The 14,822-nt window shown below is 61.9% G+C and carries 10 protein-coding genes and 2 pseudogenes; all 12 read left to right on the top strand.

From position 1 onward, the window contains the following. Positions 1-93: 93 nt before the first annotated feature. The 12 genes and pseudogenes from fabZ (at position 94) to ispD (ending at position 14,728) form a co-directional block, all read left to right on the top strand. Positions 94-534, top strand: a complete 441-nt coding sequence (gene fabZ, locus J7E36_RS02355) for a 3-hydroxyacyl-ACP dehydratase FabZ (RefSeq protein ID WP_003184897.1) — start codon at positions 94-96, stop codon at positions 532-534. Further along, the gene (lpxA, locus tag J7E36_RS02350) at positions 531-1,307 is read left to right on the top strand and encodes an acyl-ACP--UDP-N-acetylglucosamine O-acyltransferase (protein ID WP_214999498.1); all 777 of its coding nucleotides are present in this window, start codon (positions 531-533) and stop codon (positions 1,305-1,307) included. The genes fabZ and lpxA overlap by 4 nt, the downstream gene beginning before the upstream one ends. Before the next feature lie 2 nt (positions 1,308-1,309). Then, positions 1,310-2,440: a lipid-A-disaccharide synthase gene (gene lpxB / locus J7E36_RS02345; protein ID WP_251030477.1), complete on the top strand. Its 1,131-nt coding sequence runs from the start codon at positions 1,310-1,312 to the stop codon at positions 2,438-2,440. 11 nt (positions 2,441-2,451) lie between these two features. Then, positions 2,452-3,039: pseudogene (gene rnhB, locus J7E36_RS02340) on the top strand (ribonuclease HII); the annotation flags it as partial. Between the two features lie 248 nt (positions 3,040-3,287). Further along, entirely contained in the window at positions 3,288-6,809 is a 3,522-nt protein-coding gene (gene dnaE / locus J7E36_RS02335; RefSeq protein ID WP_214999496.1) for a DNA polymerase III subunit alpha, read from the top strand. A 149-nt stretch (positions 6,810-6,958) separates the two neighbouring features. Next, positions 6,959-7,906, top strand: coding sequence for an acetyl-CoA carboxylase carboxyltransferase subunit alpha (locus J7E36_RS02330; protein ID WP_053182408.1), 948 nt, complete (start codon positions 6,959-6,961; stop codon positions 7,904-7,906). 133 nt (positions 7,907-8,039) lie between these two features. Further along, a pseudogene (gene tilS / locus J7E36_RS02325) lies at positions 8,040-9,367 on the top strand (tRNA lysidine(34) synthetase TilS). Between the two features lie 274 nt (positions 9,368-9,641). Further along, complete coding sequence (locus J7E36_RS02320) at positions 9,642-11,273, top strand: CTP synthase (RefSeq protein WP_214999492.1); 1,632 nt, start codon at positions 9,642-9,644, stop codon at positions 11,271-11,273. Between the two features lie 4 nt (positions 11,274-11,277). Beyond that, complete coding sequence (gene kdsA, locus J7E36_RS02315) at positions 11,278-12,123, top strand: 3-deoxy-8-phosphooctulonate synthase (RefSeq protein ID WP_214999490.1); 846 nt, start codon at positions 11,278-11,280, stop codon at positions 12,121-12,123. 161 nt (positions 12,124-12,284) lie between these two features. Further along, positions 12,285-13,574 carry a phosphopyruvate hydratase gene (eno, locus tag J7E36_RS02310; RefSeq protein WP_003184875.1) on the top strand — a complete coding sequence of 430 codons (1,290 nt, stop codon included), beginning with the start codon at positions 12,285-12,287 and terminating at the stop codon, positions 13,572-13,574. Between the two features lie 171 nt (positions 13,575-13,745). After that, positions 13,746-14,024, top strand: a complete 279-nt coding sequence (gene ftsB / locus J7E36_RS02305) for a cell division protein FtsB (protein ID WP_003184873.1) — start codon at positions 13,746-13,748, stop codon at positions 14,022-14,024. After that, positions 14,021-14,728: a 2-C-methyl-D-erythritol 4-phosphate cytidylyltransferase gene (ispD, locus tag J7E36_RS02300; RefSeq protein WP_214999487.1), complete on the top strand. Its 708-nt coding sequence runs from the start codon at positions 14,021-14,023 to the stop codon at positions 14,726-14,728. The genes ftsB and ispD overlap by 4 nt, the downstream gene beginning before the upstream one ends. Positions 14,729-14,822: the final 94 nt, after the last annotated feature.

Below are 14,822 nucleotides of genomic sequence, written 5' to 3'. Positions count from 1 at the left end.
ATCAAGTGTGCACAGCCGTTAGGGCTCCTTGATTTGCTAGCGGAGTGCGCGTCACTCGTGCGCTCCCAATCTTTACATAGGCTTCCCCCCGAAATGATGGACATCAACGAGATTCGCGAATACCTGCCTCACCGTTACCCGTTCCTGCTGGTGGACCGGGTGGTGGATCTGGATGTTGAAGGCAAGCGCATTCGCGCCTACAAGAATGTCAGCATCAACGAGCCGTTCTTCAATGGTCACTTCCCCGCGCATCCAATCATGCCGGGTGTGCTGATCATCGAAGCGATGGCCCAGGCTGCCGGGATCCTTGGTTTCAAAATGCTCGACGTCAAGCCTGCCGACGGCACGCTGTATTACTTCGTCGGCTCCGACAAGCTGCGTTTTCGCCAGCCGGTCACTCCGGGCGATCAGTTGATCCTCGAAGCCAAGTTCATCAGTTGCAAGCGCCAGATCTGGAAGTTCGAGTGCCAGGCTTCGGTCGATGGCAAGCCAGTCTGCTCCGCTGAAATCATCTGTGCGGAACGCAAACTATGAGTTTGATTGACCCTCGCGCAATCATCGATCCGACGGCCGTCCTGGCCGCCGATGTCGAGGTCGGCCCGTGGTCGATCGTCGGCGCAGGTGTGGAAATCGGCGAGGGTACGGTGATCGGTCCCCACGTAGTTCTCAAGGGACCGACCCGGATCGGCCGTCACAATCGCATCTACCAGTTTTCTTCGGTAGGCGAGGACACGCCCGATCTCAAGTACAAAGGTGAAGAAACCCGCCTGGTCATCGGCGATCACAACGTGATCCGCGAAGGCGTGACGATTCACCGTGGCACCGTTCAGGATCGTGCCGAAACGACCTTGGGCGACCACAACCTGATCATGGCGTATGCGCACATCGGTCATGACAGCGTGATCGGCAACCATTGCATCCTGGTCAACAACACCGCGTTGGCCGGCCACGTGCACGTGGATGACTGGGCGATCCTGTCCGGCTTCACGCTGGTGCACCAGTATTGCCATATCGGCGCCCACAGCTTTTCCGGCATGGGCACCGCCATCGGCAAGGACGTTCCGGCTTACGTCACGGTGTTCGGCAACCCCGCCGAAGCCCGCAGCATGAACTTCGAAGGCATGCGCCGTCGCGGCTTCAGCGAAGAGGCGATCACCGCGTTGCGTCGCGCCTATAAGGTCGTTTATCGCCAGGGCCTTACCGTCGAGCAGGCGCTCGCCGAGCTGGCCGAGTCTTCGGCGCAGTACCCGGAAGTTGCGACCTTCCGCGATTCCATCCAGTCTTCGACCCGCGGCATCACCCGTTAATCATGGCCAGTCTGCGTATTGCGCTGGTGGCGGGCGAGGCTTCCGGCGACATTCTGGGCGCCGGTCTGATGCGCGCGCTCAAGGCGCAGCATCCTGCCGTCGAATTCATAGGTGTCGGCGGTCCGTTGATGCAAGCCGAAGGGCTGACGTCCTATTTTCCGATGGAACGCCTCTCGGTAATGGGTTTGGTGGAAGTGCTCGGTCGTTTGCGCGAGCTACTGGCCCGGCGCAAGAAGCTGATCGCGACCCTGATCGAGGAAAAACCGGATGTGTTCATCGGCATCGATGCGCCGGATTTCACCCTCAACATTGAATTGAAGCTGCGTCAGGCCGGGATCAAGACCGTGCACTATGTCAGCCCGTCGGTCTGGGCCTGGCGCCAGAAGCGGGTGCTGAAGATCCGCGAAGGCTGCGACCTGATGCTGACGCTGCTGCCGTTCGAAGCCCGGTTCTACGAGGAAAAGGGTGTGCCGGTGCGGTTTGTCGGACATACCCTGGCCGACACCATTCCCCTGGAAGCCGACCGTGACGCCGCTCGCCAGGCGTTGGGTCTGGTCGGCGGGCCGCTGGTGGCGTTGATGCCCGGCAGCCGGGGCGGCGAAGTCAGTCGCCTGGGCGGTTTGTTTTTCGACGCCGCCGAACGCCTGCGGGCGATGCGTCCCGACGTGCGGTTTGTCCTGCCCTGCGCGAGCCCGCAACGTCGTGAGCAGCTTGAAACGCTGCTGGCGGGGCGTGATCTGCCGGTCACGCTGCTCGACGGCCGCTCCCATGACGCGCTGGCAGCGTGTGATGCCGTGTTGATTGCCTCGGGCACTGCTACCCTTGAGGCGTTGCTGTACAAACGCCCGATGGTGGTCGCCTATCGCCTGGCGCCGCTGACATTCTGGATACTCAAGCGCATGGTCAAGAGCCCTTACGTTTCCTTGCCGAACCTGCTGGCCCAGCGCCTGCTGGTGCCGGAGTTGTTGCAGGACGCTGCAACGGCTGACGCCCTGGCCGACACTCTGGCGCCGCTGATCGACGGCGGGCAGGAGCAGACTCGCGGCTTTGATGAAATCCACCGGACCTTGCGCCGCGACGCCTCCAACCAGGCGGCTGACGCGGTGCTGACCCTGATTGGCGCAAAACCATGAGCCAATCGAAGCTGCAGTTGGGCCTGGACTTCAACCTGGTCGCCGAAGCGGAAGCGCTGGTGGCCGGTGTCGATGAAGTGGGCCGCGGGCCCTTGTGCGGCGCGGTGGTGACGGCGGCGGTGATTCTCGACCCGAACCGGCCGATACTCGGTCTCAATGACTCCAAGAAGCTCACCGAGGCCCGTCGCGAGAAGCTCTACGACGAAATCTGCGAGAAAGCTCTGAGCTGGTGCATTGCCCGGGCCGAGGTCGAAGAGATCGACGAGCTGAACATCCTCCACGCCACCATGCTCGCCATGCAACGTGCCGTGGAGGGCCTGCACATCACGCCGAAGCTGGCGATGATCGATGGCAATCGCTGCCCGAAACTGTCGATGCGCGCCGAAGCGGTCATCCAGGGCGATAGCAAGGTGCCAGCCATCGCTGCGGCCTCGATCCTGGCGAAGGTCAGCCGCGACCGGGAAATGAGCGCTTTCGAGCTGATCTACCCGGGCTACGGCATCGGCGGCCACAAGGGCTACCCGACCCCCGTTCATCTGGAAGCCTTGGCTCGCCTCGGACCCACGCCGATCCACCGGCGTTCGTTTGCGCCGGTGCGGCTGGCTTATGAAGCGCGCGAGGGCCTGGTAACCATCGGCCCGATCCAGCCAAGTGCTGCCCCCTGTGGGAGCGAGCCTGCTCGCGATAGCAATCGATCACTCACATCATTTGTCGATTGAACCAGCGCTATCGCGAGCAGGCTCGCTCCCACAAGGTCGGTATTCCGACTGACGGGCATTCGCCACTCATACCCAAGGCCCGGTACAATCCGGGCCTTGTTGTTTTCATGACTTAACGCAGGATCACTATGCCGGCTTCATTCGTCCATCTACGCCTGCACACTGAATACTCCCTGGTCGACGGTCTGGTGCGGATCAAGCCACTGGTCAAGACCCTGGTGGGCATGAACATGCCTGCCGTGGCGGTCACCGACCAGAACAACATGTGCTCGCTGGTCAAGTTCTACAAGACTGCCATGGGTGCCGGGATCAAGCCGATCTGTGGCGCCGACCTGTGGCTGGCGAACAAGGACCCGGACGCGCCGCTGAGCCGAATCAGCCTGCTGGTCATGAATGCCGTCGGTTACCGCAACCTCACCGAGCTGATCTCCCGTGGCTTTATCGATGGTCAGCGCAATGGCTCGATCATCATCGAGCGCCAGTGGGTGGCCGAGGCCAGCGAAGGCCTGATCATGTTGTCGGCCGCCAAGGAAGGTGAAGTCGGTCAGGCCCTGCTCAGTGGCAACCCCGAAGAAGCCGAAGCACTGGCCCGTGACTGGATGGCGGTGTTTCCCGACCGCTTCTATATCGAGGTGCAGCGCACCCACCGTCCAAACGACGAAGAGCACCTGCACGCCGCCGTGGCCCTGGCCGACAAGCTCGGGGCGCCGCTGGTGGCCACCAACGACGTGCGCTTTATCAAGCAGGAAGACTTCGAGGCCCACGAAACCCGTGTCTGCATCGGTGAAGGCCGCGCCCTCGACGACCCGCGTCGTTCGAAGAATTACAGCGACCAGCAATACCTCAAGAACGCCGAGGAAATGGCCGAGTTGTTCAGCGACCTGCCCGAGGCGCTGGAGAACACCGTCGAGATCGCCAAGCGCTGCAACATCGAAGTAAAGCTGGGCAAGCACTTCCTGCCCAACTTCCCGATCCCCGATGGCATGACCATCGACGAGTACTTTCGCAAAGTGTCCTTCGACGGCCTGGAAGAGCGCCTCAGCGTCCTGTTGCCCAAGGAGACCACCGAAGATTACGAAGCCAGGCGCCAGGTCTATGTCGACCGGCTGAATTTCGAACTGGATATCATCATCCAGATGGGGTTCCCCGGTTACTTCCTGATCGTGATGGACTTTATCCAGTGGGCCAAGAGCAATGGCGTGCCGGTGGGGCCGGGCCGGGGCTCGGGCGCCGGGTCGCTGGTGGCCTATGTGCAGAAGATCACCGACCTCGACCCGCTGGAATATGACCTGCTGTTCGAACGTTTCCTCAACCCGGAACGGGTCTCCATGCCCGACTTCGACGTCGACTTCTGCATGGACGGTCGCGACCGGGTGATCGATTACGTGGCCGAGAAGTACGGCCGCAACGCGGTGAGCCAGATCATTACCTTCGGTTCCATGGCCGCCAAGGCAGTGGTGCGTGACGTGGCGCGGGTGCAGGGCAAGTCCTACGGCCTGGCGGATCGTCTGTCGAAGATGATCCCGTTCGAAGTCGGCATGACCCTGGAAAAGGCCTACGAGCAGGAAGAAATCCTGCGCGATTTCATCAAGGTCGACGAAGAAGCTGCGGAAATCTGGGAGATGGCCCGCAAGCTTGAAGGCGTGGTGCGTAACGTCGGCAAGCACGCCGGTGGCGTGGTAATCGCGCCGACCAAGCTGACCGACTTCTCGCCGATCTATTGCGATGAAGAGGGCGACGGCCTGGTCACCCAGTTCGACAAGGATGACGTCGAGGCGGCAGGGCTGGTGAAGTTCGACTTCCTCGGCCTGCGGACCCTGACCATCATCGACTGGGCGCTGAAGACCATCAACCGTGACCGGGCCAAGGTTGGCGAAGCGCCGCTGGACATCGCCTTCATCCCGCTGGACGACAAGCCGACCTACAGCCTGTTGCAGAAAGCCGAAACCACGGCAGTGTTCCAGCTGGAATCCCGGGGCATGAAGGAGCTGATCAAGAAGCTCAAGCCCGACTGCCTGGAAGACCTGATCGCACTGGTGGCCCTGTTCCGTCCGGGCCCGCTGCAATCGGGCATGGTCGACGACTTCATCAACCGTAAGCACGGCCGCGCCGAGCTGGCGTATCCGCACCCGGACTACCAGTACGACGGCCTCAAGCCGGTACTGGCGCCGACCTACGGCATCATCCTGTACCAGGAACAGGTGATGCAGATTGCCCAGGTCATGGCCGGCTACACCCTCGGCGGTGCAGACATGCTGCGCCGGGCGATGGGTAAGAAAAAGCCCGAGGAGATGGCCAAGCAGCGCGGCGGCTTTATCGAAGGCTGTGCGAACAACGGCATCGACGGGGACCTGGCGGGCAACATCTTCGATCTGGTGGAAAAATTCGCCGGCTACGGCTTCAACAAATCCCACTCTGCCGCTTATGGTCTGGTGTCGTACCAGACCGCCTGGCTGAAAGCCCATTACCCAGCGCCGTTCATGGCCGCGGTACTGTCGGCGGACATGCACAACACCGACAAGGTCGTGACCTTGATCGAAGAAGTGCGGACCATGAAGCTGCGTCTCGACGCGCCGGACGTGAACGCCTCGGAGTTCAAGTTCACCGTGAACGACGAGGGCCGCATCATCTATGGCCTCGGCGCGATCAAGGGCGTCGGCGAAGGGCCGGTGGAAGCCATCACCGAAGCGCGCCAGGACGGTCCGTTCAAGGACCTCTTCGACTTCTGCGCCCGGGTTGACCTCAAACGCATCAACAAGCGCACCCTCGACGGCTTGATCCGCAGTGGCGCGCTGGACCGGCTCGGTCCGTACTTCCACGACGAGTCCAAGGCCTACCAGGCCAACATCGACCGCAACCGTGCGGTGTTGCTGGCGGCCATGGAAGAAGCGATCAAGGCGGCCGAGCAGACCGCCCGCACCCACGACAGCGGTCACGCCGACCTGTTTGGCGGGCTGTTCGTCGAGGAAGATGCCGACGTCTACGGCAACCACCGCAAGGCCAAGGAGCTGACCCTCAAGGAACGCCTCAAGGGTGAGAAAGACACCTTGGGCCTGTACCTCACCGGGCACCCGATCGACGAATACGAAGGCGAGATCCGCCGCTTCGCCCGTCAGCGCATCATTGACCTGAAGCCGGCGCGCGACACGCAAACCGTCGCCGGCATGATCATCGCCCTGCGGGTGATGAAGAACAAAAAGGGCGACAAGATGGGCTTCATCACCCTCGATGACCGCTCCGGGCGCATCGAGGCGTCGTTGTTTGCCGATGCGTTCCACTCGGCGCAATCGCTGTTGCAGACCGACGCGATGGTGGTGGTGGAAGGCGAGGTCAGCAACGATGACTTTTCCGGTGGCCTGCGGCTGCGGGTCAAGCGGGTGATGAGCATGGAAGATGCCAGGACCAACCTGGCCGAGAGCCTGCGCCTCAAGCTGCAGACCCAGGACCTCAAGGGCGATCAGCTCCGCTGGTTGGGCGAGTTGTTCAAGCGCCATCGCGGTGCCTGCCCGATCACCATGGAGTACGTGCGCCCCGACGCCAAGGCCGTGTTGCAGTTTGGCGAAGGCTGGCGGATCGATCCGGCGGATGCGTTGATTCAAGCCTTGCGTGACCAGTTCGGCAAAGACAACGTCTTCCTCCAATACCGTTGACGGCCAGGGGCCACTCCTGAAACTGGAACGCCCCTGATCTCGACCCGAATTTTTAATCTCGACCTGAACGCGCCTCTCCCTTAAGGTAGGCGCGAATAGACAACCGGCCGGCCCAAGCTCTCTTGGACGTCGACCCAAGACGGACGCCTATGAACCCGAATTTTCTAGATTTCGAACAGCCGATCGCCGACCTGCAAGCCAAGATCGAAGAGTTGCGCTTGGTCGGTAATGACAATTCGCTGAATATCGGCGATGAAATCTCTCGTCTGCAGGACAAGAGCCGCACGCTGACCGAAGATATCTTCGGCAAGCTGACCAGCTGGCAGATCGCGCGCCTGGCGCGTCATCCGCGTCGTCCGTACACCCTGGACTACATCGACCACATCTTTACCGAGTTCGACGAACTGCACGGTGACCGTCACTTCTCCGACGACGCCGCGATCGTTGGCGGTGTCGCCCGTCTCGACGACCAGCCGGTCATGGTCATCGGCCATCAGAAAGGCCGCGAAGTGCGCGAGAAGGTCCGTCGCAACTTCGGCATGCCGCGTCCCGAAGGCTACCGCAAGGCTTGCCGCCTGATGGAAATGGCCGAGCGCTTCAAGATGCCGATCCTGACCTTCATCGACACGCCGGGCGCCTACCCGGGGATCGACGCCGAAGAGCGCAACCAGAGCGAAGCGATTGCCTGGAACCTGCGCGTCATGGCCCGCCTGAAAACCCCGATCATTGCCACCGTGATTGGCGAGGGTGGTTCCGGCGGCGCATTGGCCATTGGTGTCTGCGACCAGTTGAACATGCTGCAATACTCCACCTACGCGGTGATCTCGCCGGAAGGCTGCGCTTCGATCCTGTGGAAAACCGCCGAGAAGGCCCCGGACGCCGCTGAAGCCATGGGCATCACCGCCGAGCGTCTCAAAGGCCTGGGCATCGTCGATAAAGTGATCAACGAGCCCGTGGGCGGTGCCCATCGCGACCCGGCTGCGGCTGCTGCGCTGATCCGTGCCGAGCTGAGTTCGCAACTGTCGATGCTGAAGAAGTTCGACAACGACGCGCTGCTGACCCGCCGCTACGAGCGGTTGATGAGCTACGGTCTCTGATCTGACTGCTGTACCTCTGTGGGAGCGGGCTTGCTCGCGAAAGCGCAGTGTCAGTCGACATAATCGTTAACTGAGACACCGCATTCGCGAGCAAGCCCGCTCCCACATTTGATTGGTGTGAAGGCCAGTTCCTATGAATCAGTCCAGGATTGATCTACCCGCCCGGCTCCTCACCCAACTGTCCCCCTGGCGCAACGCCGCCACTTGGCGCATCGCCTTCTCCGGCGGCCTCGACTCCACCGTCCTGCTGCACCTGCTCGCATCTCTCTCGAAACACCACACCCTGCCCGCACTCAGCGCCCTCCATATTCATCATGGCCTCCAGGCGGCGGCCGATGCCTGGCCGGACCATTGCCGCGCGGTGTGTAGGGCCTTGGGTGTACCGCTGCGCGTGGTTAGCGTCCAGGTCCGTCCCGGAGCGAGCATCGAACGCGCCGCCCGGGACGCACGTTATGGCGCCTTTGTCGCGGCCATCCACGACAACGAAGTGCTGCTCACCGGCCAGCACCGTGACGATCAGGCCGAAACGCTGCTGTTTCGTTTGTTGCGGGGGGCGGGGGTGAGGGGGTTATCGGCGATGCCGCGGCAACGTCCTCTGGGCCCCGGGCACTTGCTGCGCCCGCTGCTCGACGTGTCCCGCGCGGAGCTGCAGGCCTATGCAACGCAGCAGGGGCTGAGCTGGATCGACGACCCGTCCAACGACGATCACCGTTATTCGCGCAATTACCTGCGCCAGCGGGTGTTCCCGTTGCTTGCCGAGCAATGGCCCCAAGTGTCGATGAGCCTGGCTCGCAGCGCTGCGCACATGACAGAGGCCCAAGGCTTGCTGGATGACCTGGCACGGCTCGACCTGGCTGGCGCCACCACCCCGGGTGCGTTCGATTGGCTGGGCTTGCCCTCGCTTGAATTGGCAGCGTTGAAAGCCTTGTCGCCGGCTCGTCAGCGCAATGCCTTGAGCCATTGGTTGGCGTCAATGACGACGCTGCCGGACAGTGATCATTGGTCCGGTTGGGATTCGTTGCGCGATGCGGCTGAAGATGCCCGGCCCATCTGGCGGCTGGCCGGCGGTGAACTGCACCGGGGGGACGGGCGCGCCTGGTGGTTATCCGACCACTGGCTACGTTCGGCTGCGGGCCCCGTCGAATGGGCGGATCCGGCGGTACCCTTGCAGTTGCCGGACAACGGTCGGGTCATCCTCAACGGCAGGCGCCCGGCGGGCCCACTTTGCGTGCGCTATCGTCAAGGCGGCGAAGTGCTGGAGCTGCCGGGCCGTGGTCATCGGGATATCAAGCGTTTACTCAATGAACGCGCGGTGCCGGCGTTCGCTCGCGGCCGATTGCCGCTGCTGTATCGGGGCGAGCAATTGCTGGCAGTGGCCAATCTGCCCGGGCTCGACGCTGCGGCTGATGGCAGTTGGCAACTGATCTGGAAGCCAGAGGCCAAGATCGGGGTTTGAGCTGAAAGGGGCTTTCCGGTAGACTACGCTCCCTTCTTGATACAACTTCTGTGGATTCGCCTGAATTGCAGCAGTTGCCGATTACCAAGCAGTCTTTGCTGGGCGATTCCAAAAAATGTGTAGCGAGCAACGTACCGGTGATTTCACTTCCGGTCTGTCCCAACGCGGCGGTTTTTTTGAAAGGTGCACTGTGATTAATGCAGGTGATCGGGGGCTTCGGCCTTCCTTCGCTTTCCCCGGCGGCTCGGACCGCTTTAACGCAGACTTCTAGGGTTTTTCATGACGCGCTACATATTCGTCACGGGCGGTGTTGTTTCTTCATTGGGGAAAGGCATTGCCTCGGCTTCATTGGCGGCCATCCTGGAGGCGCGGGGACTTAAGGTCACCATGCTCAAGCTGGACCCGTACATCAACGTCGACCCGGGCACCATGAGCCCGTTTCAGCACGGTGAAGTGTTCGTCACCCACGACGGCGCCGAGACCGACCTGGACCTGGGCCACTACGAGCGGTTCATCCGCACGACCATGACCCAGAACAACAACTTCACCACCGGACGCGTCTACGAGCACGTGCTGCGCAAGGAGCGTCGTGGTGATTACCTGGGCGCGACCATCCAGGTCATCCCGCACATTACCGACGAAATCAAGCGCCGCATCATCAAGGGTGCCGGCGACGCCGACGTGGCGATGGTCGAGATCGGCGGAACCGTGGGCGACATCGAGTCCCAGCCGTTCCTCGAAGCCATCCGCCAGTTGCGTTTCGAAATCGGCGCCAAGCGCGCGATGCTGATGCACCTGACCCTGGTCCCGTACATCGCCACTGCCGGTGAAACCAAGACCAAGCCGACCCAGCACTCGGTCAAGGAACTGCGTTCCATCGGCCTGCAACCGGACGTGCTGATCTGCCGCTCCGATCACCCGATCGACCTCTCGTCGCGTCGCAAGATCGCCCAGTTCACCAACGTTGAAGAGCGCGCGGTGATCGGCCTGGAAGACGCCGACACCATCTACAAGATCCCGGGCATCCTGCACTCCCAGGGCCTGGATGACTTTGTCGTCGAGCGCTTCGGCTTGCAATGCGCCGGCGCCGACCTGTCCGAATGGGACGCCGTGGTCGATGCCAAGCTCAACCCGGAGCACGAAGTCACCATCGCCATGGTCGGTAAGTACATGGAATTGCTGGACGCCTACAAGTCGCTGATCGAAGCGATGAGTCACGCCGGCATCAGCAACCGCACCAAGGTCAACCTGCGCTATATCGATTCCGAAGACATCGAGAACCAGGGCACCGGCCTGCTCGAAGGCGCCGACGCGATCCTCGTGCCGGGCGGCTTCGGTCTGCGGGGCGTGGAAGGCAAGATCACCGCGGTGCAATACGCCCGCGAAAACAAGGTGCCTTACCTGGGGATCTGCCTGGGCATGCAAGTGGCGGTCATCGAATTCGCCCGTAACGTGATGGGCTGGAAAGACGCCAACTCCACCGAGTTCGATCGCGCCAGCGGCCACCCGGTCGTCGGCCTGATCACCGAGTGGGAAGATGCCACCGGCGCCGTGGAAGTACGCACCGAAAGCTCCGACCTGGGCGGCACCATGCGCCTCGGCGCCCAGGAATGCCTGCTCGAAGCCGGCTCCCTGGTGCACGATTGCTACGCCAAGGACGTGATCGTCGAGCGTCACCGCCATCGCTACGAAGTGAACAACAACCTGCTGCCGCAACTGATCGAGGCGGGCCTGAAAATCTCCGGGCGCTCCGGTGACGGCGCGCTGGTGGAAGTGGTGGAAGCACAGGACCACCCATGGTTCGTCGCCTGCCAGTTCCACCCCGAGTTCACCTCGACGCCACGGGACGGTCATCCGCTGTTCAGCGGTTTCGTGAAAGCCGCGTTGGCTCAACATCAGAAAAAGGCATAAGACGATGGCCCAGAAGATCATCCGCGTCGGCGACATCGAGATTGCCAACGACAAGCCCATGGTGCTGTTCGGTGGCATGAACGTGCTGGAAAGCCGCGACATGGCGATGCAGGTCTGCGAGGAGTACGTGAAGGTCACCCAGAAACTGGGTATCCCCTACGTCTTCAAGGCCAGCTTCGACAAGGCCAACCGTTCGTCCGTGACCTCCTACCGTGGTCCTGGCCTGGAGGAGGGCATGCGGATCTTCCAGGACATCAAGCAAGCCTTTGGCGTGCCGATCATCACCGACGTCCATGAGCCTGACCAGGCGGCGATCGTCGCCGAGGTCTGCGACATCATCCAGTTGCCGGCCTTCCTGTCGCGCCAGACCGACCTGGTGGTCGCCATGGCCAGGACCGGCGCGGTGATCAACATCAAGAAAGCCCAATTCCTCGCCCCCCAGGAAATGAAACACATCCTGAGCAAGTGCGAAGAAGCCGGCAATGACCAGTTGATCCTCTGCGAGCGTGGTTCGAGCTTCGGCTACAACAACCTGGTGGTGGACATGCTCGGCTTCGGCATCATGAAGCAGTTCCAATACCCGGTGTTCTTCGACGTGACCCACGCGCTGCAGATGCCGGGCGGCCGTTCCGATTCCGCCGGCGGTCGTCGCGCCCAGGTCACCGACCTGGCCAAGGCCGGTATGAGCCAGTCCCTGGCAGGCCTGTTCCTCGAAGCCCACCCGGACCCGGACAACGCCAAGTGCGACGGCCCTTGTGCCTTGCGCTTGAACAAGCTGGAGCCGTTCCTGTCTCAGCTCAAGGCGCTGGACGACCTGGTCAAGGGTTTTCCGACGATAGAAACCGCGTAACGCGGTTTTCTCCGGTAAAGTACCGCTCGATTAAAAGCACCGTTCCTTGTGGGAGCATGGCTTGGTGGGAGCAAGGTTTGCCCGCGATGGCGCCCTTGACCTCCCATCGCCATCCGGCCGTGCGCCTACAGCGTTTCGTCAACTTTGGAGTGTTTACAACAATGGCAAAAATCGTCGACATCAAAGGTCGTGAAGTTCTCGACTCCCGTGGCAACCCCACTGTTGAAGCGGACGTGCTTCTCGACAACGGCATCATCGGCAGCGCCTGCGCGCCGTCCGGTGCTTCCACTGGCTCGCGCGAAGCGCTGGAGCTGCGTGATGGCGACAAGAGCCGTTACCTGGGCAAGGGCGTGCTCAAAGCCGTGGCCAACATCAACGGTCCGATCCGCGACCTGTTGCTGGGCAAGGACCCTGCCGACCAGAAAGCCCTCGATCACGCGATGATCAAGCTCGACGGTACCGAGAACAAGGCCACCCTGGGTGCCAACGCGATCCTCGCCGTCTCCCTGGCTGCCGCCAAGGCCGCTGCCCAGGACCAGGACCTGCCGCTGTACGCCCACATCGCCAACCTCAACGGCACTCCGGGTGTCTACTCGATGCCGGTGCCGATGATGAACATCATCAACGGCGGCGAGCATGCCGACAACAACGTCGACATCCAGGAATTCATGGTCCAGCCGGTAGGCGCCAAGTCCTTCTCCGAAGGCCTGCGCATGGGCACCGAGATTTTCCATCACCTCAAGGCTGTGCTGAAGGCCCGTGGCCTGAGCACCGCAGTGGGCGACGAAGGCGGTTTCGCACCGAACCTGGCCTCCAACGAAGACGCGCTGAAAGTGATCTCCGAAGCCGTGGCCAATGCCGGCTACACCCTGGGCACCGACGTGACCCTGGCCCTGGACTGCGCCGCCAGCGAGTTCTACGAAGACGGCAAGTACAACCTGTCCGGTGAAGGTCAGGTGTTCACCGCCGAAGGTTTCGCCGACTACCTCAAGGGCCTGACCGAGCGCTACCCGATCATCTCCATCGAAGACGGCCTGGACGAGTCCGATTGGGCCGGCTGGAAAATCCTCACCGACAAGATCGGCGAGAAAACCCAGCTGGTGGGTGACGATCTGTTCGTGACCAACACCAAGATCCTGAAAGAAGGCATCGACAAGAAGATCGCCAACTCGATCCTGATCAAGTTCAACCAGATCGGCACCCTGACCGAAACCCTGGAAGCCATCCAGATGGCCAAGGCCGCCGGCTACACCGCCGTGATCTCCCACCGCTCCGGCGAAACCGAAGATTCGACCATTGCCGACCTGGCCGTGGGCACGGCGGCAGGCCAGATCAAGACCGGTTCGCTGTGCCGCTCCGACCGCGTTTCCAAGTACAACCAACTGCTGCGTATCGAAGAACAGTTGAACGGCAAGGCCAAGTACAACGGTCGTGCGGAGTTTCGTGGTTAAGCGGTAGATGGTAAAAAGACAGCGGATTGCGTCGGAAAACTCGCCCCGGTGGTGGTTTTCCCTCTAATCTGATGCCTTATCAAGCACAAGCCTGGGTTTTCCAGGCTTCGTGCTATCAGACGCTGCAAAGTTTGGCATGGCGGTCTTTTTTCACTGGATACCTGATATTCGATGCGCAGTCCCAATTGGTTGTTTCTAGTCTTGCTCCTGTTGCTGGCCGGCCTGCAGTACCGCCTGTGGGTGGGTAATGGCAGCCTGGCGCAAGTGGCCGACCTGACGCAGCAGATTGCCGACCAGCATGCCGAGAACGAGGCGTTGCTGGAGCGTAATCGGGTGATGGACGCCGAAGTCACCGAGTTGAAAAAAGGCATGGAGACCGTTGAAGAGCGGGCTCGCCATGAATTGGGCATGGTCAAGGAGGGTGAAACCCTCTACCAGTTGGCCCAATGAGTCTTCGTTTGCCGGCCTTCTGGGCCGTGATTCCCGCCGCGGGCGTTGGCGCCCGGATGGCCGCGGACCGTCCCAAGCAGTACCTGCAACTGGGCGGACGCACAATTCTTGAACACAGCCTTGGCTGTTTCCTCGATCACCCCACCGTCAAAGGCGTGGTGGTGAGCGTTGCCCACGATGATCCCTACTGGCCGACCCTGGGCTGCGCCAGCGACCCGCGCATCCAGCGCGTGGACGGTGGCGAGCAACGTTCGGATTCAGTGCTCAATGCCTTGCTGCACTTGCACGGGCAGGGTGCCGATGACCACGATTGGGTGCTGGTGCACGACGCCGCCCGCCCCAACCTGTCCCGGGACGATCTGGACAACCTGCTCGGTGAGTTGGTGAACGACCCGGTCGGCGGCCTGCTGGCCATCCCGGCCCGGGACACCCTCAAGCGCGTCGACAAGCATGGCCGCGTGCTGGAAACCGTTGATCGCAGCGTGATCTGGCAGGCCTACACCCCCCAGATGTTCCGCCTCGGCGCCCTGCATCGGGCCCTCGCCGACAGCCTGGTGGCGGACGCGGTCATCACCGATGAAGCCTCGGCCATGGAATGGGCCGGGCTGGCGCCACGTTTGATTGAAGGGCGGGCGGATAACATCAAGATCACCCGTCCTGAAGACCTGGAGTGGTTGCGCCAGCGCTGGGCGCATCGGCGGTAGGGACATCCTGACCTGCATACACACAATCCCTGTGGGAGCGGGCTTGCCCGCGAAGGCGGCGGTACATCCAGCATTGATGCAAGCTGACCCAGCG

The organism is Pseudomonas fluorescens (genome assembly GCF_018614775.1).
Classification (GTDB): Bacteria; Pseudomonadota; Gammaproteobacteria; order Pseudomonadales; family Pseudomonadaceae; genus Aquipseudomonas; species Aquipseudomonas fluorescens_BY.
Note: the sequence above shows the minus strand (reverse complement) of the source record. Positions and strands in the feature narration are given on the sequence as shown.